The sequence below is a fragment of the Bradyrhizobium barranii subsp. apii genome, assembly GCF_011516635.5.
GTDB lineage: Bacteria > Pseudomonadota > Alphaproteobacteria > Rhizobiales > Xanthobacteraceae > Bradyrhizobium > Bradyrhizobium barranii.
This window is the reverse complement of record NZ_CP096255.1, coordinates 4,295,541-4,317,311: the sequence shown is the minus strand read 5'-3', so window position 1 is coordinate 4,317,311 and position 21,771 is coordinate 4,295,541. Positions and strand designations below refer to the sequence as shown.

17 protein-coding genes are annotated in these 21,771 nt (G+C 62.8%); 6 read left to right on the top strand and 11 right to left on the bottom strand.

The features are described 5' to 3' along the window. Positions 1–116: 116 nt before the first annotated feature. Positions 117–398 carry a hypothetical protein gene (locus tag HAP41_RS20270; protein ID WP_166097330.1) on the bottom strand — a complete coding sequence of 94 codons (282 nt, stop codon included), beginning with the start codon at positions 396–398 and terminating at the stop codon, positions 117–119. 313 nt (positions 399–711) lie between these two features. On the opposite strand from HAP41_RS20270, the gene HAP41_RS20265 reads away from it, so the two are divergent. Then, on the top strand, positions 712–954 hold the full coding sequence (locus tag HAP41_RS20265; protein WP_063984300.1) for a hypothetical protein: 243 nt from the start codon (positions 712–714) through the stop codon (positions 952–954). A 356-nt stretch (positions 955–1,310) separates the two neighbouring features. Then, entirely contained in the window at positions 1,311–2,582 is a 1,272-nt protein-coding gene (locus HAP41_RS20260) for an ABC transporter substrate-binding protein (RefSeq protein WP_166097332.1), read from the top strand. A 707-nt stretch (positions 2,583–3,289) separates the two neighbouring features. Here HAP41_RS20260 and HAP41_RS20255 read toward each other — a convergent pair. Next, entirely contained in the window at positions 3,290–4,183 is an 894-nt protein-coding gene (locus HAP41_RS20255) for a helix-turn-helix transcriptional regulator (protein WP_166097334.1), read from the bottom strand. A gap of 580 nt (positions 4,184–4,763) precedes the next feature. Here HAP41_RS20255 and HAP41_RS20250 point away from each other — a divergent pair. Beyond that, the gene (locus HAP41_RS20250) at positions 4,764–7,652 is read left to right on the top strand and encodes an ATP-binding protein (RefSeq protein WP_166097338.1); all 2,889 of its coding nucleotides are present in this window, start codon (positions 4,764–4,766) and stop codon (positions 7,650–7,652) included. A gap of 124 nt (positions 7,653–7,776) precedes the next feature. Beyond that, on the top strand, positions 7,777–8,940 hold the full coding sequence (locus HAP41_RS20245) for an ABC transporter substrate-binding protein (protein WP_206706230.1): 1,164 nt from the start codon (positions 7,777–7,779) through the stop codon (positions 8,938–8,940). Positions 8,941–9,027: 87 nt separating this feature from the next. On the opposite strand, the gene HAP41_RS20240 is transcribed toward HAP41_RS20245, so the two are convergent. From HAP41_RS20240 to HAP41_RS20210, 7 genes are all read right to left on the bottom strand, one after another. After that, on the bottom strand, positions 9,028–9,729 hold the full coding sequence (locus tag HAP41_RS20240; protein WP_166097344.1) for a hypothetical protein: 702 nt from the start codon (positions 9,727–9,729) through the stop codon (positions 9,028–9,030). Positions 9,730–9,739: 10 nt separating this feature from the next. After that, positions 9,740–11,011 (bottom strand): efflux RND transporter periplasmic adaptor subunit, encoded by a 1,272-nt coding sequence (locus HAP41_RS20235; RefSeq protein ID WP_166097346.1) that lies wholly within the window; start codon positions 11,009–11,011, stop codon positions 9,740–9,742. Beyond that, complete coding sequence (locus HAP41_RS20230; protein ID WP_166097348.1) at positions 11,008–14,190, bottom strand: efflux RND transporter permease subunit; 3,183 nt, start codon at positions 14,188–14,190, stop codon at positions 11,008–11,010. Before HAP41_RS20230 ends, HAP41_RS20235 begins: the two co-directional genes overlap by 4 nt. 138 nt (positions 14,191–14,328) lie before the next feature. Further along, on the bottom strand, positions 14,329–15,249 hold the full coding sequence (gene rpoH, locus HAP41_RS20225) for an RNA polymerase sigma factor RpoH (protein ID WP_166097351.1): 921 nt from the start codon (positions 15,247–15,249) through the stop codon (positions 14,329–14,331). 352 nt (positions 15,250–15,601) lie between these two features. Then, positions 15,602–16,864 (bottom strand): sensor histidine kinase, encoded by a 1,263-nt coding sequence (locus tag HAP41_RS20220; protein WP_248577218.1) that lies wholly within the window; start codon positions 16,862–16,864, stop codon positions 15,602–15,604. 59 nt (positions 16,865–16,923) lie between these two features. Next, positions 16,924–17,604 (bottom strand): response regulator transcription factor, encoded by a 681-nt coding sequence (locus HAP41_RS20215; protein WP_014496376.1) that lies wholly within the window; start codon positions 17,602–17,604, stop codon positions 16,924–16,926. A 77-nt stretch (positions 17,605–17,681) separates the two neighbouring features. Further along, positions 17,682–17,861: a hypothetical protein gene (locus HAP41_RS20210; RefSeq protein WP_166097357.1), complete on the bottom strand. Its 180-nt coding sequence runs from the start codon at positions 17,859–17,861 to the stop codon at positions 17,682–17,684. Positions 17,862–18,093: 232 nt separating this feature from the next. Here HAP41_RS20210 and HAP41_RS20205 point away from each other — a divergent pair, with 232 nt between their 5' ends. Continuing rightward, the gene (locus tag HAP41_RS20205) at positions 18,094–18,342 is read left to right on the top strand and encodes a hypothetical protein (RefSeq protein WP_071915339.1); all 249 of its coding nucleotides are present in this window, start codon (positions 18,094–18,096) and stop codon (positions 18,340–18,342) included. A gap of 283 nt (positions 18,343–18,625) precedes the next feature. Further along, positions 18,626–19,027 carry a hypothetical protein gene (locus HAP41_RS20200; RefSeq protein WP_166097362.1) on the top strand — a complete coding sequence of 134 codons (402 nt, stop codon included), beginning with the start codon at positions 18,626–18,628 and terminating at the stop codon, positions 19,025–19,027. A 120-nt stretch (positions 19,028–19,147) separates the two neighbouring features. Here HAP41_RS20200 and HAP41_RS20195 read toward each other — a convergent pair whose 3' ends face one another. Next, a complete protein-coding gene (locus HAP41_RS20195; protein WP_166097364.1) occupies positions 19,148–19,348 on the bottom strand; it encodes a hypothetical protein in 201 nt (66 codons plus the stop codon). A gap of 467 nt (positions 19,349–19,815) precedes the next feature. Then, complete coding sequence (glmS, locus tag HAP41_RS20190) at positions 19,816–21,639, bottom strand: glutamine--fructose-6-phosphate transaminase (isomerizing) (protein WP_166097367.1); 1,824 nt, start codon at positions 21,637–21,639, stop codon at positions 19,816–19,818. Positions 21,640–21,771 lie beyond the last annotated feature (132 nt).

The following is a 21,771-nucleotide window of genomic DNA, read 5'->3' as shown; positions in this document are numbered from 1 at the left end:
CCCCAGGCGGTTGCTTGATGTTGCGCCCAGCGTATCACCAACGCTTTCAAAATACACAATCTGTCCGGCGACCAGGGCCGCCAGACACTCGCCGCAAATATCGCAATGCTCGCGCGTCAGCAGCCGCGACAGATGGATCCTTCCAGCGTCTTCTCGACCCGTGCGTCCTCCTTGTCGATGGTCGCATCCGAGCCGAGCAGCGGTCCCTTCGTCGGATGACCAACCCCCTCCGATGACGGGAGCGCGGTGCCGAGCGAGTTCGTTCCCGGCGCAGCAGCGCTGGTACCGAGCGCGCCGCCGCTCTCCATCGACATGTGAGATCCCATGCCGCCGCGTGCAGATGCAACGCCCGAGAGCGCAAGGCTGGCAACGACGCAGAGAAACCAGAGCAGTCTCATGGCTCACACTCCTCATGTTGTATGACCTGCACCCTGAACTGGGCGTCGCACACGATTCGACCATGCACGATCGCGCGAGCAACTATGACAATTGTGACAGAGTTCGGCTTCGAAGACGCATCAGACCTTCGTAACCGCGCGCTCTGCCTGATATTCCCGTCATCTTCTCGCAAGAGTGATGCGTGACAAGCAGGGTTTTCCGGCCGGACTGCCTATATAGCCCGGTATAGAAAGCAATTCCGGAAACGCCATCAGCCGAGCAGCGATCATCGCCAAGCGACTCTCCGCACGTCACGAACAATGGAGATTCGCTATGAGTGCATTCAAAACCCTGATCGCCGCAGTGCTGCTCTCAACGGCAACGATATCATCCGCCTCCGCGGCCTGGTCCTTTGCCGATCAGGAGCCCGCCGCATTTGCATCAATGTATCCCAATCGCGACGTGCTGAATGGCGGCGCATTGACGCCGGCAGGGCGAATGGGTCTCGAGCGGTCCGGTGGCGCGGCTCCGGTGTTTGGAGCGGGCCACATCTACAACCGCCACGGGCATCGGTGAGCGGCGGCAACGCGCAAAGGCAAATTGCCGCGTAACCATGCCTGTCCGTGACCCCGCTCGGCGTGCGACCGCGCCATGCGGCGCACCCCGCGGGTCCGGAGCCTCGATCGATATCATCAGCTCCGAACGTTTGTTCGCGACGACGGCGTAGAACGCTCCCCCAGATCGGGCGCCGGTGACGGGTCAATTCTACGCACACCATTGTAAAACTTCACAGTTCTTCAGCTTCTGTAATCCGGCTCGCGTCGGGTCCCGCGCTACACTCCGGCTATCGACTGTTGGACGAGCAGGCCCTCCATTGGCGCCATACCGCCGCCCGGCAGGCACGATGACCAGCAGCGCTATGGAGGCATCGCTTGATCACCGGTGGAAGTGGCCATTTGAGTCCGGACATTGCGAGGCGCCTGCGAAAACTAGCGATCGTCGCCGTCATATTTGCGGCCGGCGCAGCCAGCGCCTCTGCGCAACAGCGATACGATCCCGGTGCGAGCGACACCGAGATCAGGATCGGCAACATCATGCCCTATAGCGGCCCGGCATCGGCTTACGGCATCATCGGCAGGACGATGAGTGCGTATTTTCGCATGGTCAACGACAATGGCGGCATCAACGGCCGGACAGTCGAGTTCATCTCCTACGACGATGGCTACAATCCGTCCCGAGCGGTCGAGCAGGCACGGCGGCTCGTCGAGGCCGACGAAGTGCTCGCGATCTTCGCCCCCTTCGGTACCGCGAGCAACGCCGCCATTCAAAGGTACATGAATAATCGCCACGTGCCGCAATTGTTCGCCATTTCGGGAGCATCTCGCTGGGCTGATCCCGTCCACTTTCCGTGGACGATCGGCTGGCTACCGAGCTACCGAACCGAGGCACGCATCTACGCGGACTATGTCCTGACGCATCACCCTGGCGCCAGGATCGGCATCCTCTACCAGAACGACGACTTCGGACGCGATTATCTGGCTGGCCTGAAGGAGGTGCTGCAAGACAGGTACGCGCAAATGGTGGTTGCGAGCCTGCCATATGAAATCAGCGAGCCGACAATCGACTCGCAGATCGTGGCGATCAAGGCGGCCGCCCCCGACATTTTCATCAATGTCGCCACGCCAAAATTCGCGGCTCAGGCGATCAGGAAGCTCGCCGAACTGGACTGGCATCCCGTCCACATCATGACGAACGTCTCGGTTTCGGTCGGCTCTGTGTTGAAGCTCGCCGGACTGGACAACGCGAAGGGAGTCCTGAGTGCCGGGTACCAGATGGACGTGACCGACCCGCAGTGGGACTCATACCCGGGCATGCAGCACTTTCGCGCGCTCATGGCGAAATACTATCCGGACGCAGATCGATCCGAAAGCGGCCCGCTGGTGGCATTCAATATGTCGAGCGCGCTCGTTGAGGTGCTTAGGCGCTGTGGCGACGATCTCACGCGCGAGAGGATCATGCAGGTGGCGACGAATCTCGACATCGAGGGGGCGGCCTATATTCCCGGCATCCGGGTCAAGACATCGCCGACGGACTTTCGCCCGATCGAGCATCTCCAAATGATGCGTTTCACCGGCGAGAAGTGGGAATGGTTCGGTCCGCTCATGAATGGCCATTCGGACCAGATAACGCTTTCGCCCGACTAGCGAGCAATCGCTTTCGAGATGAAGCGCGGGCGCCGACTTCGTGCAAAGGCGAAAATGATCGTTCAATTGATACTGCTCATCCGACACATGCGTACACATGTCTGGCAGGCGAGCCGAGGCGTTCCCGGCGTCGCTTTGTCAAGGAGACGTGCAATCACTACACTGAAGCTCTTGTCGGCCGGACTGATGGTTTCGGCCATGATCGCCTCCCCCGCGATGGCTCGCGAAGGCAGCAACAACGCGCGCCGAACCAATGACGACGCCTATGCGTCGGTCCAGCGCGTTCCGGTGACGTCCAAGCGCAACTGTGTTCGCGCTCCCGACGTCGGTGCGTACGCGAGCGACCCCTGGCGTCGGCCTCCGTGCGAGCCCAAGTCGGGCTATTGAGCACGCCAACCGAGGCGAGCCCCTTCGCCGCAAGGCAATCGTCAGCGCTGACTTGAAGAGGTTCATCTCAGCGTTTCGGGGGCCTCTCACGGACATCACTGGAGGAAGAATGGCGGCCGTATGAAGCCCCGTTCTTCCGACCGGCTATGTCCGAAGGCGCATTGATCCGTACCATCGGCGTAGCCCCGGAATCTGCCGCGTATACGATAAGAATGTGGAATGATGGATGGCGAAGCCAGCTCCATCGCGGACTCCACCAACCTCGCCATTGCCGTCTCAGGCCCCACGGGGGCGAGGCCTACTCGCTCGAGGCAAGGGCATCAAAGATCGAATCCCGCCGCAGCGGCATCTCGCCATCGACTCGGCGTGTCACCCGCGAAGCGCCTGAACGTCGTCGTGAAGTGGGCCTGGCTCTGAAAACCCACTGTGAGCGCGACCTCAACAATCGGCATCTCGCAGTCCCGCAGCAGATCCTTGGAACGCTGTATCCGGTGCCGCAAGATATATTCGTGAGGCCTGCAACCCGTCGCGGCGCGGAACTGGGCGGCGAAATGCATCCGGCTCAGGCCCGCGGCCGCGGCAAGATCCGCCAGCACGATTTTCTTGCGGAAGTGAGTCTCGATATAGTCGAGCACCCGCTTGAGCCGCCACTTCTGCAATCCGTGGACCGGCCTTTCAGAAGTGCATTGGCCGACGCGGGTTCGCTCGTCGAACCTCGGCTCCGCCTCGGACCGCAAGGCAAGGAGCCGGGCAATGACGGCAAATCGCAGGGCGTCGACGCAAAGGGCGCTATCGGTGGCCTTCAATCGCTCCATCGCGACGAGAGCTTCGGACAGGCGCTGAACTACCGGATCGTCGTCACAAATGGGCGCAGTTGTCAGAGAGCTAGGTGCAGTCATGGCCGCGCGTTGCCACGGGATTTCGACGCGCAGCCAGCCGGTGTCGCGCGCCGGATTACACGAGGATATGCTGGAGCTGCGCCGTGGCTGCCCTTCGATCGCAATGACCAGACCAAGCCGCTCGAAGGCAATCGTCGTTGCGTCAAGGGGGGACAGATCGTCTCTGCGCGAAACGGTGGTAGGCGCGATGACCTTCGGAAGCGGCGCGATCGAGGCCATTGCGATGGCCGAGCGGAAATCTGTTTCGTCCGCGGTGACGGTCGCCTGGGTGTCGCCATGCTTCGGTTGTGGCGACAGTAATAATGGCTGAGACATGATCTTACTCTGGCAAGGATAATCCAAACGATGATGCCCCATTCCGGCGAAGCGCATCGATCGCAGAGCAAGGTAGCAAGCTATGGCCCGATCGCGAGTGAAGAGGCGCAAAATCAGGAAACTTCAGGCTCTCCTTCGCCGACATGCCGACACCGTCGAAGCGATGCGTCGTGCCATCCTTTCAATCGAGATACCGCGCGAATATTCTGCAGCTCGCGATGTGAACAGGTGTTGCTTCGACCGCTCGACAACGAAGAGGTCAAGCAGGCCGCCGAGCTTCCGAACCGTCGCGACGCGAAATCCCCTGCCCCGTGTTGCTGTCGGGATGTGCTGCACGCTCCTTCCGGCCCGCTCTCCCATTTTGGCACTCCCATTCGTCCTCACGAACTCGTGTAGCAGGCAACGAGCTAGCCATGGTGAACAGCCGGCTACTGAGAAGGTCGTCTTGACACCCCAACGGCCTCCCCTGTAGGACACCTGGGCATACTGACGCTTTCAGAATCTTGCAGGGGCGGTGATCTTTGGGGGTCTCGTCACTCTCCCAGATTGCGGCAGTGAGGCTGATCCACGGACCCCCCTTATGTCGCCTTCGCCCGCCGTACGAACCTACACTTTCGGTAACTGGCTCATCGATTGCCAGCGGAGAGAGCTGAAGTGCGACAACATCACGGTCCCGATCGGAAGCCGCGCATTCGAGATTCTCGAGAAACTGGCGGGTTGCGCCGGTCACCTGGTGACCAAGGATGATTTGATCGGAAGTGTCTGGTCAGGCCTGGCCGTCGAGGACAACACGCTACAGGTCCATATCTCCGCCGTCCGCAAGGCGCTGGGCAAAGATCGCGATCTCCTCAAGACGATCTCGGGCCGTGGATATACCCTCGCCGGGACCTGGCGAAGCGGGCATTTGGATCAGCCCGCAGCGACATCGGTATCCGTCCCGGCCATCGAATCCTTTTCGAACAACCTGCCGAACACGCGCGCTCCTCTTATCGGGCGCGAGGATTGCCTGAGCGAAATTGCCGAACTTATGTTCGCATATCGGGCCGTGACCTTGGTCGGCCCGGGAGGCATCGGGAAAACAAAGCTGGCCATCGAACTTGCGCGCCTGGTCGCATCCTCATTCGATGGTGCGGTGGCGCTGGTCGAGCTCGCGACCTTGCATGATCCGGCACTTGCGACATCGACCACCGCGCGTGCGCTCAAGCTTGCCCTGAGTGACAAGGAGGTTTCGGCCGCCTGCATCGCGCAGGCTATCGGGTCACGGCGTCTGCTTCTCATCTTGGACAATTGCGAGCATGTCATCGACATCGCTGCACAGATCGCGAGTGCTGCACTTCGCTATTGTCCCAATGTCACTATTCTTTCGACCAGTCGGGAAGGCCTCCGCATCGATGGCGAATACGTTGCGGCCATCCCGCCACTGTCGGTTCCGGACTCTGGTTTGTGTGATCCCGGTTTGCTGTTGCAGGCAAGCGCCGTGCAGCTCTTCGTCGCTCGCACACAGGCGCTACGAGCGAACTTCTCTCCAGGCGCGGACGATCTGCTGAAAGTGGCTGCCATCTGTCGCCGGCTCGACGGAATTCCGCTCGCGCTGGAATTCGCCGCGGCTCAGACCGCGAATCTTGGGGTAGACACGGTCTTGCTTCGCCTGGACAGGCGAATGGAGTTGCTGAGCGGCGGCCGCAGGGACCAACTGCCACGGCACCAGACCCTGCGAGCGACGCTGGACTGGAGCTACGATCTGTTATCGCCCGACGAGCAAAGGCTGTTGTGCTGGCTTGCGGTGTTTCCGGCAGGTTTCACACTCGATGCGGCCATTGCAATGATGGACGACGCGTTGTCCCGGTCGGACGTCATCGAAACACTGTTCAATCTGGTCGGAAAATCGCTGGTCTCGCTCGATCCCTCCTTCGAAGGGCGGTGGCGTCTGCTGGAGACCACCCGCGCCTATGCTCTGGAGAAGCTGGCAGAAGCAGGGCTCTGCGCGCAGGCCAGCAGACGGCATGCGGGCTTTCTCAGGCAGCTCATCATGCCACCTGGCGATGCCTCCCCCGCCTCCGACGATCTCACTCGCCTTGCCCAGGAAATTGGAAACGTGCATGCGGCGCTCGACTGGGCCTTCGCACCCGGCGGCGATGCCGCGCTCGGCGTAGAGTTGACAGCCGGCTTTGTGCCGGTGTGGATGCAACTGCTATCCTTCATGGAATGCTCGACCCGGATCGAGCACGCTCTCGCCCATCTTGACGGAGAGCTGACCTGCAATCCAAGGCTCAAGGCGCAGCTCTACGTCGCGCTGGGGTTCGCGCTTCTCAATACGACTGGCTCGGCGGATCGCATGAAGGCGGCCCTGAACATCGGCCTTGCGCTCGGCGAAGAGCTGTCCGATCTCGAGCTTCAGCTCAAGGCTGTTTGGACGCTGTGGAGCTATAATCTCAACTCGGGCCAATACGACGCGGCCAAGAGTGTCGGAGAGCGATATCTGGAGATCGCCCTTCGCACGGGAAACCCCGCCAACGAGACGGTAGGCCGCCGCCTGATCGGCGCCGCCACCCATTTTTACGGCGCGCAGGAGGAAGCTCGACGCGAACTGACCCTCTCCCTGGACCACTCGGCTCACGGATTGAAGGACGGCGGGAACCAGATGTGGTTCCTGCTCAACCAGAGCGTCCTGGCAAAAGCCATGTTAGCCCGCGTGCTGCTGCTCCAGGGAAAGATCGCCCAGAGCAGATCCCTGGCCGCGGAATGCCTCGAGGAGGCGCAGCGTGAGAAGGACAAGCTTGCGATCGCTTACGCGCTGCGGAACGCCGTGTGCCCCATTGCGCTGATGACGCATGATGTCGCCACTGCCGATCAGGCGATAGCGTCGCTCCTCGAGCTCGTCACGCGCGAGGGAATAGCTTTCTGGACGAGCTGGACGTCCTGCCTGAAGGGGCAGTTGCTCGTCCTGCAAGGCAGACATCACGATGGAATAGAGCTGCTGCGCAGCGGACTGAAAGCGCGGGCCGAGAACGGCTGGCTGATGCGCAATCCCGAATTTCTCGGATCGCTCGCCGAAGGACTGTTCGCGGTCGGCGAGACTGCGCAGGCCCTGGCCGCCGTGGAAGATGCCCTGACTATCTCCCGGCAGGGCCAGCAATTGTGGTGCCTTGCTGATCTGCTGCGGATCAAGGGCGAGATCTTGCTTGCCGATGGCTCGTCAGATCGGTCCCGCTCGGAAATCCTGTTCTCCGAGGGCCTGTCCGTTGCCAGAGAGCAGCAATGCCGCTTCTACGAACTGAAAGTCGCGGCAGCCTGGGCAAGGATCATGGCGGCGTCGGACCGCCAGCAGACCGCGCTCGATCTGGTCGGTCCGGTCAGCGCTCTGTTCGATCGGGAGGTCGATCTTCCCGCGCTCGCCTTTGCGCGCGGTCTCGCTGCAAGTCCGGGCACAGGCGGCGACGACCGGCCCCCGTCCTGCACCTGCCACTAGGTTGCTGATCTATCGACCAGGACGACATGTCCTGCAGCGCTGGACCAGCCCTCGCACTCAATCCTCCGGGTCGCACCAGATGAGCATCTCTCGACGACAGGTCTTAGGCAGTGTTGGCGCGTCGATGTTTTCGCCCGGCATCATCCGCGCCCAGGGCACGAGACCGATCAGGATCGGCGAGATCAACTCCTATAGCAGCGCGCCCGCGTTTACCCTGCCCTATCGTCGCGGCTGGCAGTTGGCGGTCGAACAGCTGAATGCGAGCGGGGGCCTCCTCGGGCGAGAGCTGCAGGTCATCAGCCGGGACGACGAAGGCAAGCCGAGCGTCGCGCTGCGTGCCGCCGAAGAACTGGTGCGGCGGAATGACGTCGATCTTCTGGCAGGCGCATATCTGTCGAATGTCGGACTGGCAATCAGCGACTTCGCCCGGCAAAACCGGATCCTGTTCGTGGCGAGCGAACCGCTCACCGACGCCCTGGTTTGGGAGCAAGGGCATCGATATTGTTACCGGCTCCGCCCCTCGACATACATGCTGGCAGCCATGCTGGTGGAGGAGGCAGCTCAATTGAAGGCGACGCGGTGGGCGACGATCGCCCCGAACTACGAATACGGGCAGTCGGCCGTAAGATGGTTCACGCAGCTTCTGAGCCGCCGCCGCCCCGACGTCGAGTTCATCAACAGTCAATGGCCGCCGCTGGGCGCCATTGATGCCGGCGTGGTCGTTAACGCCCTCGCGCAGCAGAAACCCGAAGCGATCCTCAACGTCACTTTCGGACCCGATCTCGCCAGATTTGTCCGGCAAGGCAATGATCGCGGCCTGTTCGAAGGGCGACACGTCGTGTCGTTCACGACCGGCGAACCCGAATACCTTCTTCCCCTCGGGCAGGACGCACCGGAGGGATGGATCGTGACCGGCTATCCGGTGACCGAGGTCTTGGATCACGCCAACAGCGCCTTCGTGTCGGCCTATTCCGCGCGATATGGCGAGGCTCCCACGATGGGATCCGTGGTCGGTCACGCCTTGATCAGCTCCATCGTGGCGCCGATCGCAAAGCTCGGGAAATTCGATACCGAGGCGATGGCCGACGGCTTTGGCAATGTCGGCTTCGAAACGCCGTTCGGCCCGGCGATTTGGCGTTCCATCGATCATCAGAGCACCATGGGGACCTTCGTCGGCCGCACCACTGTACGGGGCAACAAGGGCGTGATGGTGGACTGGAAATACCGGGACGGTGGAACGATGCTGCCGCCCGACGCCGAAGTTTTGAAGCTACGCCCGGCAACGTGAAGCGCTGGTACGGCCAAGGCTACGCCAGCCGACGTGTCATCCCCCGATCCGCACGCGGTGCGACGAGAGTCCTGTAGCGGCGTCGCCTCAGCATCCGGGCGGCAAGATCGGCGACACTCCCGGCGTTGGCGCCGCGCCTGAGGCGTTGGCCGGCAACACAGTCGCAGGCGCTGCGAGGTTCATCGAGACTCCCTCCGCGCAGGCCGTGCTGTTCGGGCTCGGCACGACGGCGGCATTTGGATCGATGCCGGTACCGCCGGCGGCGCTGGTGTCCGCCAGGATCGTGCCGGGCGCGAGACTGGACGGCACTTGCGGGATCGAGAGTGGCAGGGACGCAGCGCTTGTCGCGAGCCCTCCCGGCGTCGAGCTGCATGCGACCGTCGTCCCCGTTCCCGCCGGTGCCGCTGCGGGAATCGTTCCGGTGGAGCTGCCGATTTGCCCGGTGACCGGCAGTAGCGGGGCGCCGATGCCCGACGGTGACGCGCCGATGCTCGATACGATCGGGGTCGCCGGCACCGGCATCGGGGACGTCGAAGGCGTGGCGCAGACGACGACCGTACCCGGCGTCGTCGGATCCGAGGCGAGCGGAACAGGCGCCAGCGTCGTGTCGGGAACGCCAGGCTCGGTTGATGCGGAAAACGGACCCGGACTGTTGAGCGGCGAGGTGACGATCGCACCCGGTACGGTTGGAAGGCCCATCGCCGTGGTGCCCATCGTTGAGACCTGCGCCTTACTCGAAGAACAGCCCAACAGCAGGGCGATCGTTGTTGCGAGCACGATCCGGATCATCTCTATGCTCCTAACTGACCTCGACCTTGCGAATGGTGACCTTGCTGCCCTCCGCCAGGTTCACCGCCGGATTGAGCACGACCTGGTCGCCGGGCTGTAGGCCCTCGCGCACTTCAATTGTGGTGCCCAAGTCCCGCGCGATCGAGACGTGCTGCAGATGAACGGTGCCATTCCGCACGACCGCGACATGAAGACCGTTCTGATCGAAGACGAGCGCATCGGACGAGACGGTCATCGACGGCGTCTTGCGTGGGATCGACAGCTCGACCGTGCAGTAGATACCGGGACTTAAGGCACCGTCCGGATTGGGCACGTCGATCTCGGTCAGCAGAGTTCGGCTTCCCGGCTGCAATGCGCTTGCGATGCGTGTGACTTTCCCCGGAAACGTCCGCCCCGGGATCTCGGGGACGCGAATATCCGCGTCGACGCCCGGCCCGACTCCGAAGGCCTCGTCCTGCGGCACGAAGACCTGGGTTCGGATCACGTTGGAATGCATCAGCGTGAACATGAAGGTCGACCCTGCCTGCACCAGGCTGCCATTGTCCACGTTGCGCTGTGTGATGACGCCGTCGAACGGCGCCACCACGCGCTGATAGGCCTTCTCCTGCTGGAGCACCCGAATCTGGGCTTGCTGCGCTGTGATGTTCGACTGGGCGACGCCCACGGCTGCCTGCTGTGCACGCAGGGTGAGACGATCGTTGTCGCCCTGCTGTGCCGTCAGCCAGCCTTGCTTGACCAGATTGCTGTCGCGCGCATTGGTGACGTCGGCGAGCTCCCGGCTCGCTTGCGCCTGCTGCAAGGCGGCCTGGTTTTGGGCCAACGTCGACTGGGCCTGGGCGATCTGCTGGTCGAGCTCCGGAGCGGTGATTGCCGCGAGAAGATCGCCTTTCTTGACCCGATCGCCGATATCCACGTAGCGCTTTTCGATATAGCCACTGGTCCGCGCGAAGATATTGGCTGCCTCGAACGCGGTCGTCGTCGCCGGCAAGGTAACCTTCATCAGGTCGCCGCTGGGCCGGACCACCGCCACCCGCACCTCCGGAATGGCGGTTCTCACCTGCTCCGCCACTGCAGCGACCTCACGCGCCGCCTGATAGTGCCGCCAGCCGCCAATGCCGAGACCGCCCGCGAGCAGCAGCAGCATCCCTCCTCCGAGCAGCGCGCCGCCGTAACGGCGTCCGGATGGCGCGGCCTTGCCGGGGAGCTCGACGATGCGGCGGCTCTCCGCATCGGGCGGGTCCCTCGCCTCGTCGTCATTGGTCCGCACACGAACGTCGCTCATTCCGGTTGCTCCTCGAATACGCCGTGGTGAGGCTTGCCATCGTTACCTTTGCGCAGCATGGCAAAGAGGTACGGCACGATCAGCAAAGTCGTCGGGGTCGCGAACAGAAGTCCGCCGATCACCGCGCGCGCGAGCGCGGCGTTCTGCTCCTCGCCCGGACCTCCGAGCGCCATCGGGATCATGCCCACGATCATCGCGGCAGCAGTCATCAGGACCGGCCGGATCCTGGTGCGGCCCGCGCTCAGCGCCGCCTGGAACGCGGAATGTCCCTTCAATTGCTCATCACGCGCGAACGTCACGAGCAGGATCGAATTCGCGGAGGCAACGCCGACCGCCATGATCGCCCCCATCAGCGAAGGCACGTTCAGTGTCGTTCCGGTGATGAACAGCATCGTCAAGATGCCGCACAAGGTCGCCGGCAGCGCCATGATGACGACGAAGGGATCGCCGAAGTTCTGGTAGTTCACGACCATCAGCAGGTAGACCAGGATGGCGGCAAACAGCAGGCCGATTCCGAGATTGCGGAACGACTGATTCATGCTCTGGATCTGTCCCAGGACCTGAATCGAATTACCCGGCTGGAGCTGCTTCTGGAGTGTGGACGTGACCTTGTTGATATCGGCCGCGACGCCGCCGAGATCGCGACCCTGGACGCTCGCATAGACGTCAAACACCGGCTGGACGTTGGCCTGGTTCGAATTGGTGGGGACACTCCCCCGCTTGAACGTCGCGACATTGCTGAGGAGACCGGGCACCGTCTGCCCGCTCGCGGCAAGTGAGGCCGACACCGGCGTGTTTCCCAGTGCGTTCATCGAATTGGCCCTGTATTCGGGCGTCTGCACGGCCAGATAATACGGGATGCCCGACGTCGGATCGGTCCAGAAGTTCGGCGAGACCTGAGCCGACGAGCTGAGGCTGACATTGATATTGGTCGCCACCGTGCTGGCGTTGAGCCCGAGCTGGGCGGCCCGCGTGCGGTCGATGTCGGCATAGAACGCCGGAGCATCGACTTCCTGCTGCAGATGCGCATCGACGACACCGGGGATCGCCGCGAGGCTCTTCTGCAGCTCCTTGGCCACGGCCAGATTGTTGTCGCCATAGCCAACCGTGCGGACATCGATCTGCGCCGGAAGACCGAAGTTCAGGATCTGCGTCACGATGTCGGCCGCCTGGAAATAGAACGTGTCCTCCGGGAACGCCGCCGGCAGCACCTGGCGCAGTTTCCTGACGTAGTCCGCGGTCGGCTTGTGCCCATCCTTGAGCGACACCAGAATGGTGCCGTCGTTCACACCGATCGTCGAGCCGTCCGTGAATGCGAGATTGTAGGGACGCGCCGGAAGCCCGATATTGTCGACGATCAGCGCCCGGTCCCGCTCCGGAATCACTTGGCGGATCTTGTCTTCGACCGCCTGGAAGATTGCTTCCGTCTTCTCGATGCGAGTGCCCGCAGGCGCGCGAACGTGGAGCTGGATTTGGCCGCCGTCGATCAGGGGATAGAAGTCCCTGCCGACATAGACGAACATGATGGCGCCGAGGGCCAGCACCAGCACCGCGACGATCGGCACGACGACGCGACGCCGAAGCAACGTCAACAGCAAATCGGAACAGCCGTTGCGCAGGCGTTCGAATCCGCGCTCGAACATCGCAGAGGCGCGGCCGAAGATGCCCGACGGGCTTCCGCCCTCGCCATGGCGCCGCTCGCCCTTCAGCAACAGGCCGATGGTGATCGGCGTCAGCGTTCGCGACAACGCATATGACGCCAGCATCGCGAACACCACCGCCAGACCCAGCGGGGTGAAGAGGTATTTGGCCGGCCCTTCCAGAAATACGACCGAGGTGAACACACAACTGATTGCGAGCGTGGAGACGAGCGTCGGCACCGCGATTTCAGCCGCCCCGTGCAGCGTCGCATCGGGCAACGGCATGCCTTCCTCGGTCCAGAGTCGGTGCGTGTTCTCGATCGTCACCGTGGAATCGTCGACCAGGATGCCGACCGCGAGTGCAAGCCCACCGAGCGTCATCGTGTTCAAGGTCTCGCCGAGACAATACAGCACGACCAGCGAAGACAGCATCGCCAGCGGGATCGAGATCAAGACGACCAGCGTCGATCGCCACGATCCCAGAAACAGCAGGATCATCAGCGCCGTGAGGCCCGCCGCGATCGCGCCCTCGCGCAGCACGCCATCGACCGAATGGGTGACGAAGACCGACTGGTCGAACAGCTCGTTGATCTTCAGCCCTGCAGGAGCCGACGCGCGAATCGAACTCAAGGCCTTCTTCACCCCGTTGACGACGGCGAGCGTCGAGGCATTTCCGTTCTTGATCACGCTGAGCAGGACGGCGCGATGACCGTCCTCGCGCACGATGTTCTGCTGGACCTGGGAGCCGTCCCGGACCTGGGCCACGTCCTTCAGGAAGATCGTGGCCCCGTTCACGAACTTGACCGGGATCATGTTGAGATCCTTGATCGAGGCCGGCGTGGCATTGGTTCGAACGGTGTACTGGGTGTCGCCGATTTTCGTCGTCCCGGTGGGCAGCGTCAGATTTTGGGTGTTTACCGCATTGACGATGTCGAGCGGCGTCAATCCGCGCGACAGGAGCTTGTTCGGATCGATGTCGACCATGATCTGGCGGTACTTGCCGCCGGCAGGCGTGGGCAGCGTTACGCCCGGAACAGGCGCCAATTGCTGCCGGATACGGTAGATGCCGAAGTCGTATAGTTGCTGCTCGTTCAGACTATTGGACTCGAGGCTGAGCTGCAGCACCGGCACGCTCGATGCATTGAACTGTACGATGATCGGCGGCTGAATGCCCGGCGGCATCAGGGCGCGGATGGCGTTGGTTGCCGAGACGATCTGCGAGATTGCGAGGTCGAGATTCACGTCCGGCTGGAAGTAGATCTTCTGAACCGACAGACCGTTGAGAGTTTGCGCCTCGATGTTCTTGATGCCGCTGACATTGGCGCTGATCGAATACTGGCTGTAGGTGCTGACGCGCTGCTCCATCTCAGGCGTCGACAGGCCGGTGTAGCTCCACACCACCGTGACGACGGGAATGCGGATCTCCGGAAACATGTCCGTCGGCATCGACCAGATCGCGATGCCGCCGAGAAACAGGATCAGCGCCGCAAGCACATAGAACGTGTGCGGAAACCGTAGCGCGAAGCGAACAATTCCCATGGTGGTTCTGCCTGAAGCAAGTTGCGCGGATCATTGAACAGATGAGGACGGGAGAGCATCCGTTCAAATGAAAACGAATTCAGATGCTCCGCGGAAGGACAGACATCATTCGTACCGGCATCACCGCTTCTCGATCGCTCATGGAGCGGTGAGCTCCCGCGGCCGTGAGCCCGAGGCGCCGTCGCGGCGCTTGCGTGCCGCATCCTGCGCGGCAAGAATTGCGGCTCGCCTGACCTTGGCAAAGGCGCGGATCTCGATCTGCCGAACCCGCTCGCTGGAGATCGAAAGCTCGAAGCCGAGTTGGTCCAGCGTAACCGGGCATTCCGCCAGCCGCCTTGCCTCCAGAATATGACGCTCGCGCGCCGTGAGCATGCCCAGCGCAACGCGCAAGGCGTTGGTACGGCGCTCCGTCTGCTCATGATCGGCGAGCACCGTCTCCGCGTCGATCGCCTGATCGACCAGCAACGCTTCCCATTCGGTTCCTTGCTCGTCGTCGCCAACGCGCGCGTTCAGCGACATGTCACCGTTCAGGCGGGAATCCATCTCGATCACCTCACGCGCCGTGACGTCGAGCCTTTCCGCGATCGTCTCGGCGACATCGGGCGTGAGCGCCGCCATCGCGCCGCCCGCGGCTTTCCTCATCTCGCTACGGAGCTTGAAGAACAGCTTCTTCTGCGCTGCCGTCGTGCCGATCCTGACCAGAGACCAGGAGCGCAGGATGTATTCGTGAACCGAGGCCTTGATCCACCAAACCGCATAGGTGGAGAACCGCGCACCGCGGCCGGGCTCGAAGCGTGACGCCGCGATGACGAGGCCGAGATTTGCCTCCGCAATCACATCGGCCAAGGGCAGACCGTACCCCTTGTAGCCGCGCGCCACCTTGGCTGCGAGCCGGAGATGGCTCGTGACGAGCGCGTTCACGGCACCACGGTCCCGCGTCTCGCGCCAGCGGCGTGCAAGCTGCTGCTCGTGACCGGGCTCAAGCAGTTCATAGCGCTTGATGGCCGCGGAATAGGCGCTGAGGAAGGAGGGCGATGGGGCTCCGGCCGCGACAGCCATGGCACTATTCCTCACGCCTTCGGGGCGGATCTGCATCTGTCACTCCCACATACGAAACCGGCGAGCGGACTCTAGGAAGCCTCCGAAGGCGGAGGCCACTGAATTGAGCGTAACAAACCTGAATTCGCCTTCAGACATTCGGCATGTCACTCGGCATGTCATGGCATCGAGAACATCACGCATCATGAGGGGCATCACATCTGATTAACGGCTGCGAGAGTTGGGGTCCGGGACCGGCATGCGGCGGCTTTGCTCGCCCTCCCGGTCCAGGCAAGGATCTCGATCCGCCCGCCGGGAGCCGGACCGATGATCAATCGAAAGCCATGCAGCTTGACGATGGCAGCCACCAGGCTCAGTCCAGCCCAACCCCCGGCGTATTGCGCATCTTGTCGGAACGATAGAATCGCCGCAGCACCGCTTCGCGCTCCTGCGTGCTGATGCCGGGTCCGGTGTCACTTACGCGCACGAGCGCCGTGTCGTCTTCCGACACCAGTTCGAGCCTCACCTGGCCGCCGGGCGGCGTGAACTTGACGGCATTGTCCACGAGATTGGCCATCGCTTCGAACAACAGGTCCCGATCGCCCCACACCTGCACATTGCGATCGATGACGACGCCAAGCCCGATGCCCTTGTCTTCGGCGATGGGCTCATAGACGTCGCACACTTCGCGCAAGATCTCGTCGAGCGCAACGTTACCGAAACCGGCGGTGCGGCGGCTGTTCTCGATCTCGGTGAGGCGCAGCAAGGCGGTGACGATCGCGAGCGACTGATCGATTCCGGCCATTGCCTTGTCCGTGACCTCCTGGAGCTGCTCCAAAGTGGTCGCATGCGTTCGGCCGCGCTCCAGCGCCAGGCGTGCGCGCGTGAGCGGCGTCCTGAGATCATGGGCGATATCGTTGCCGACACCGGCAAGCGCGTTGATCATGGTCTCCATCTCGGCGAGCATGCCGTTGACGATCCTGGCCAGTCGCGCGAACGGATCGTCGGAATTGTCCTCCGGCAGCCGCTCGCGCAACTCCCCGGCCACGATCCGCTGTACCCGCTGGTTCACCTCCTCCACGCGTCTCTGGGCGCGAACACTCAGCCACGCTCCGGCCAGCAGACAGAGGCAGAACGCCGGCAGCAGGCCAAGCGCGAGCGCCTGCCCCACGACACTCGAGATCTCGCGCGTCTCATCGACATTCCGTCCCATCACCAGGACATCGCCGTTCTCGAGACGCCTGCCCACGACCCTGATGACCGGTCCGTGGACCGCCGATTTCTCAATGAGGTCGAGCCGCACACCCTGCGCCGCTCCGCCGAGATCGAGTGCGCGCGGCAAGCTGTCGATGTTGCCGGCAAGCCGGGTGCCGGCACGATTGAAAAGTCCCGCGTACTGCACGCCTCTGGAATCCTGCTCGAGATGATCGGAGATCGCTCCGATGCGGCGCGCCGACGGCAAATCGGCGATGAAATTGATCCGGGTCATGATCATGCGGTCGGATCGCGCGATCAGATAGTCATCGAGCTTCCAATAGGTGAACGCGAACAGCCCGACCACGAACAGCGCAAATGCGGCCGCCACCGCCAGGGCCCAGAGGAACGTGTTCGAACGGATGAACTGAATTTGGCGCATCGAACCCGCACTCGATATTCGTCCGAGATGTGCTCCGCGCCCCCCTGGGTTTCGCGCCTCTATGCGCGCGAACGCAGAATGAAGCCGGAGCCGCGAACATTGTGGATGAGCTGCGTATCGCCGGGACCATCGACCTTGTGGCGTAGCCGGCCCATATGCACGTCGATCAGATTCGTCGTTGCCGGAACGAACTTGTAGTTCCAGACCTCTTCGAGCAGCATCGCGCGCGTGAGCAACTGATCGCTCCGGCGCATCATGTATTCGAGCAGGCGGAACTCGCGCGGCAACAGGTCGATCTCTCGCTCGTCCCGTCGCGCGGTCCGCTCGATCAGGTCGAGCTCCAGCGGCCCGACATGCAACGTGGTCTCGCGGCTGTCCATCGGACGGCGCAGCAATGCCTCTATCCGTGCGACGAGCTCGATGATTGCAAACGGCTTGGTGAGATAGTCGTCTCCCCCCATGCGCAATCCGCGCACCCGATCGTCCACGGCGCCGAGCGCACTCAGAACCAGCACCGGTGTCCCGACCCGATCCTTGCGCAGGGCCTCGATGACCGTCAGCCCGTCCATTCCGGGCAGCATGCGATCGACGATCATGGCATCCGGACACGCCGCGCGCGCCCGATCGAGACCGTCGACGCCGTCAGGGGCCCATTGAACCTCGAAACCGCGATCGGCGAGTTCGGCGACGATCACCTCGGCGGTCTCGGCATCATCTTCGATCAGAAGAATCCGCGTCATGATCCTGCTCCCACGTTCTGCGAGGCGTTTCGGCCTGCGGCGGAGGAGCACGGGCTCGGCGGTCCGGAGCGTCATGTTCAATGCCCGCCCGCTCTGAACGCGCGGCGCCGCGCCAGCCTGCCATAGGCCACTCGTTGTCTGACGAGATAGTCCTGCGGAGCATGGGGTACCACTAAATAGCGATTCAGGAAGCGCGCCGAGCCCGTCGCCAACAGGGCCAGCGCGATGGCCATACGTCTCGCTGTCGTCGTGATCATCTTCCGCCTCCATTCTGAACTGCGCTTTCATGAACATATGCCTGCGATGCGCTCCCCGTTACTCTCAAGGCAACGGATGTTGCGCATTCGCACGATCGTGCTTGCAGCGCCGCGCCGGGTCACAGGCCGTTGAAATCAGGTGAGCAATTCGTGCATTTGGACGACGCCCGGCCGTCCATACGTTGATGGTGAGCCGCTTGGTCGGCCTGATGTCATCAAAGGAGAAGCCGAAATGACCACTCTCAAACTCTTGTCGACGGGATTGATTGCAGCCGCCGTGCTCGGGGGACCCGTCATGGCGCGCGAGCACCATTCCGTCATGCGACAGCCCGCGATGACAACCGATACGGCCGCACCGGATGCGCCCTTCTATCAGCAGGGAGGCCGCGTCTGCGTTCCCGCGCCGCGCGTCGGCGCTTTCGCGACGGCGCCGTGGACCGGCAACAACGTGCCTTGCGAGCCCGGCACAGGCAGCTTCTGATCGCGGCATTTCCCTGGCCGGCCGGGCGCCTCGGTCGGCCTCATCGAACGACGGGGGCGGGCTGGAACGTTCAGCCCGCCCCTTTGTGGGCCGCGGCCCCCGCGGCAGGATCATCTTCCCTACCGGCGCGCCTTGTTCCTGAAGTCGAATTTAGTGGGAATGCTGCGCATCGCTCTTACCTCTCCTTTCATCACGAGCCTTGTCATCAGGAGCTTCGGCGACGGCACGACGCGGAAGCGGACTGCATGGATGACCAGGCAGATCGACACGAAAGGAGTGTCCCATGAAACGAGCAATCATGATTTTGGCAACAGCGGCGCTTGCCTCGACCCTGGCCATCGGCGCGGCCGAGGCGCACGGCGGCGGCGGCGGCGGCGGCGGCCACGGTGGTGGCTTTGGCGGCGGCGGCCACGCCAGTTTTGGCGGTGGTGGCTTTGGCGGCGGACATATGGGCTTCGGCGGCGGCGGCGCGCATTTCGGCGGCATGGCGCATGAGGGAGGCTTTGGCGGCGAACATCTCGGATTCGGCGGTCACGCCGGCGCTGGCGGCATCGGCCTGCGCCAGCACGCGTTTCACCGCTTTGGTCGCGATCGGCCCGGATACGGATTCTACGGCGCCTATCCAGATTGCTACGATTGGTACGAGTTGCACCCCGACCAGCCGCTGCCGCTGAGCTGCAGCTAGTCTGCACACACGGCGCTCCGCCGTCGGTCCAGACCTACCGCGGAGGTTGCGGTCCCGGCCCGCTCACGAATTGGCCGAGCCTGGCTCGGCCATTTTGCGATGCTGGTTTGCCAATAAGGTCTAGGAGGGGCGGTAGCCCGGAGGCATCGTTCGCCAGACTTTGTCTTTGAGGCAATAGGCACGGGCGCCCTCGGGAATATCTTCGGCGGCGCCGCCCTCATATTGCTCGTAAAGGAGCGCCGGGAACAGCCTCCCTTTGATCACCTTAATCATATCACCACGTCGAATGTCCGCGCCGGCTGTTCCCGTCAAAACCGACATGATCCCTCGCGAAGCGCACGTAGGATGCCAAACGAGCTCGTCGACCGGACGGGCTTGTCTGAAGCTATCTCGAAGCGGAACGGTCTTCCAATAACCCGAAAGGACTACTCCCTGATCGGGCTGCCCTTGCAGCCTGATGCCGAAGAGTCTGCGAAGATCCGGCTGCGGAGCGCGCGCAAGGCGGCTGGTTCTGAGGAGTTGCGTATCTCAAGTCCGCGCCGCACAGGTCCTAGCTCGTTTCTTGGCAGCAGCGGCCCCGCCAACGCGGTTACAATATAGCGGGGCCGCCTGCCCTACGGACGTCGGTGCTTAACCTGGGCCCGAAGGCCACCAGATTTTACCCCGAGCCGCCGAGAACGCGGATTGGTCGAAAGAGGCACTCATTTCGGAGCGTCCCGGTCTGTCAGACCAGCATCCTGCTTTCGACAGCACCTCTTGCTGAAGCGGAAGTGGCGCGACCGGACCGACTATTCGACGGTCACGGACTTCGCGAGATTCCGCGGCTGGTCCACGTCGGTCCCCATAATCGCGGCACTGTGATAGGCAAGGAGCTGGAGCGGCACCGCGAGAGCCAGCGGCGCCACGATCGGGGGCATATCCGGCAACGCCAGGACCGAGCAACCACTGGACGCGGCGAGTGAAGCACCTCTCTCGTCGGTCAAGAGGATAATGCGGCCCCCACGGGCGATCACCTCCTGCATGTTCGACATGGTCTTTTCGAACGTCGCGTCGTACGGCGCGATGACGATGACCGGCAGGCCCTTGTCGATCAGCGCGATCGGTCCATGTTTGAGCTCGCCGGCCGCATAGCCCTCTGCGTGAATGTAAGTGACCTCCTTGAGCTTGAGGGCTCCCTCCAATGCCAGCGGATAATTGGTGCCCCGGCCTATGAATAGAGCGTCTCTGGCCTTGGCGATCTCACGCGCGAGCTCATGGACTTTCGGCTCCAGTTCGAGCGCGTGCGCCATATAGTCTGGAATCTCGGCAAGGGCCCGGACGAGTGAGCGCTCGTCTTCGGCCGAGAGCACACCGCGACTGCGACCGGCCGCGATTGCAATGCAGAGCAAGATTGCCAGCTGACAGGTGAACGCCTTTGTCGATGCGACCCCTATTTCCGGACCGGCCAATGTGGGCAGTACGATGTGGCTCGAACGAGCCATCGTCGAGGTTTGCACGTTGACGACAGCGAGAACGCGCTGGCCGTGGGTCTTGGCGAACTCCAACGAAGCGAGCGTGTCGGCCGTTTCGCCGGACTGCGACACGAAAATCGCCAGATTGCCCGCGCCGAACGGAACATCGCGATAGCGGAACTCCGAAGCAATATCGATCTCGACCGGGAGCTTGGCGTAGCGCTCGAACCAGTACTTCGCAATCAGACCGGCGTAGAAGGAGGTCCCGCAAGCTACAATCGACACGCGATCGACTGTCCTGAGGTCCGCATCCACGCCCGCCGGCAACCTGATTGTCCCGTCGCGCGCGATATACTGCGCAAGCGTCTGACCAACCACCTTCGGCTGCTCGTGAATCTCCTTCGCCATGAAGTGGCGATGCTCGCCCTTGTGAACAATCACGGCGGCACCAGCGATTTTGGCCGACGTACGGCGCAGGCGCGCGCCGTTCACGTCGATAAACTCGATCTGCTCCCGGGTCACGACGGCGAGATCGCCGTCCTCAAGGTAGGCGACAATGTCCGTCAGAGGCGCGAGCGCCATCGCATCCGAACCCAGGAACATTTCGCCGCAACCGTAGCCGACAGCAAGCGGCGAGCCCTTTCGGGCACCGATCAGGAGATTGTCGTGCCCTTCGAACAGGAAGGCGAGCGCGAACGTTCCGTTCAAGCGCGGGAGGACCTTACGCACCGCTGCGACCGGCTCGTATCCGTTCTTCCGCTCGCGGCTAACGAGATGCGCGACCACTTCGGAGTCGGTTTCGGTCGCAAAATGTGCACCGGCCGCTTTGAGGTCATTGCGCAATTCGCGGTGGTTTTCGATGATCCCATTGTGCACGATCGCCACACCGTCAACCATGTGAGGATGCGCATTCGTCTCATCGGGACGGCCGTGCGTCGCCCAGCGCGTGTGACCAATTCCAATCCGCCCGGCAAGCGGCTCCGAGTCGAGCCGAATCTTGAGGTTCACGAGCTTTCCGACCGCACGACGTCGCGTCAGCGAACCGTCCTCGAGAGTGGCAATACCGGCCGAGTCATATCCGCGATATTCAAGCCGCTTCAGCGCATCCAAAAGGAGAGCAGAAGCAGGACCCCGCCCGACGACACCAACAATTCCGCACATGGCCTCTCTCCGAGCATCTACCAACGACCCCACGAAGCGCGCCGCCCGGCGCAACCCCGATTGGGGCAACCTCCTTAATGCGACGGCAGCGGCCTGGCCCCCTCACCTTCGGCCTGACCTGCTGCGCATGCT

Excerpts from the sequence above, each read along its gene's own strand:
- HAP41_RS20270 (WP_166097330.1), bottom strand. The coding sequence starts at position 398 with ATGAGACTGCTCTGGTTTCTCTGCGTCGTTGCCAGCCTTGCGCTCTCG.
- HAP41_RS20265 (WP_063984300.1), top strand. The coding sequence starts at position 712 with ATGAGTGCATTCAAAACCCTGATCGCCGCAGTGCTGCTCTCAACGGCA.
- HAP41_RS20255 (WP_166097334.1), bottom strand. The coding sequence starts at position 4,183 with ATGTCTCAGCCATTATTACTGTCGCCACAACCGAAGCATGGCGACACC.
- HAP41_RS20250 (WP_166097338.1), top strand. The coding sequence starts at position 4,764 with ATGTCGCCTTCGCCCGCCGTACGAACCTACACTTTCGGTAACTGGCTC.
- HAP41_RS20245 (WP_206706230.1), top strand. The coding sequence starts at position 7,777 with ATGTTTTCGCCCGGCATCATCCGCGCCCAGGGCACGAGACCGATCAGG.
- HAP41_RS20240 (WP_166097344.1), bottom strand. The coding sequence starts at position 9,729 with ATGATCCGGATCGTGCTCGCAACAACGATCGCCCTGCTGTTGGGCTGT.
- HAP41_RS20235 (WP_166097346.1), bottom strand. The coding sequence starts at position 11,011 with ATGAGCGACGTTCGTGTGCGGACCAATGACGACGAGGCGAGGGACCCG.
- HAP41_RS20230 (WP_166097348.1), bottom strand. The coding sequence starts at position 14,190 with ATGGGAATTGTTCGCTTCGCGCTACGGTTTCCGCACACGTTCTATGTG.
- rpoH (WP_166097351.1), bottom strand. The coding sequence starts at position 15,249 with ATGGCTGTCGCGGCCGGAGCCCCATCGCCCTCCTTCCTCAGCGCCTAT.
- HAP41_RS20220 (WP_248577218.1), bottom strand. The coding sequence starts at position 16,864 with ATGCGCCAAATTCAGTTCATCCGTTCGAACACGTTCCTCTGGGCCCTG.
- HAP41_RS20215 (WP_014496376.1), bottom strand. The coding sequence starts at position 17,604 with ATGACGCGGATTCTTCTGATCGAAGATGATGCCGAGACCGCCGAGGTG.
- HAP41_RS20210 (WP_166097357.1), bottom strand. The coding sequence starts at position 17,861 with ATGATCACGACGACAGCGAGACGTATGGCCATCGCGCTGGCCCTGTTG.
- HAP41_RS20205 (WP_071915339.1), top strand. The coding sequence starts at position 18,094 with ATGACCACTCTCAAACTCTTGTCGACGGGATTGATTGCAGCCGCCGTG.
- HAP41_RS20200 (WP_166097362.1), top strand. The coding sequence starts at position 18,626 with ATGAAACGAGCAATCATGATTTTGGCAACAGCGGCGCTTGCCTCGACC.
- HAP41_RS20195 (WP_166097364.1), bottom strand. The coding sequence starts at position 19,348 with ATGTCGGTTTTGACGGGAACAGCCGGCGCGGACATTCGACGTGGTGAT.
- glmS (WP_166097367.1), bottom strand. The coding sequence starts at position 21,639 with ATGTGCGGAATTGTTGGTGTCGTCGGGCGGGGTCCTGCTTCTGCTCTC.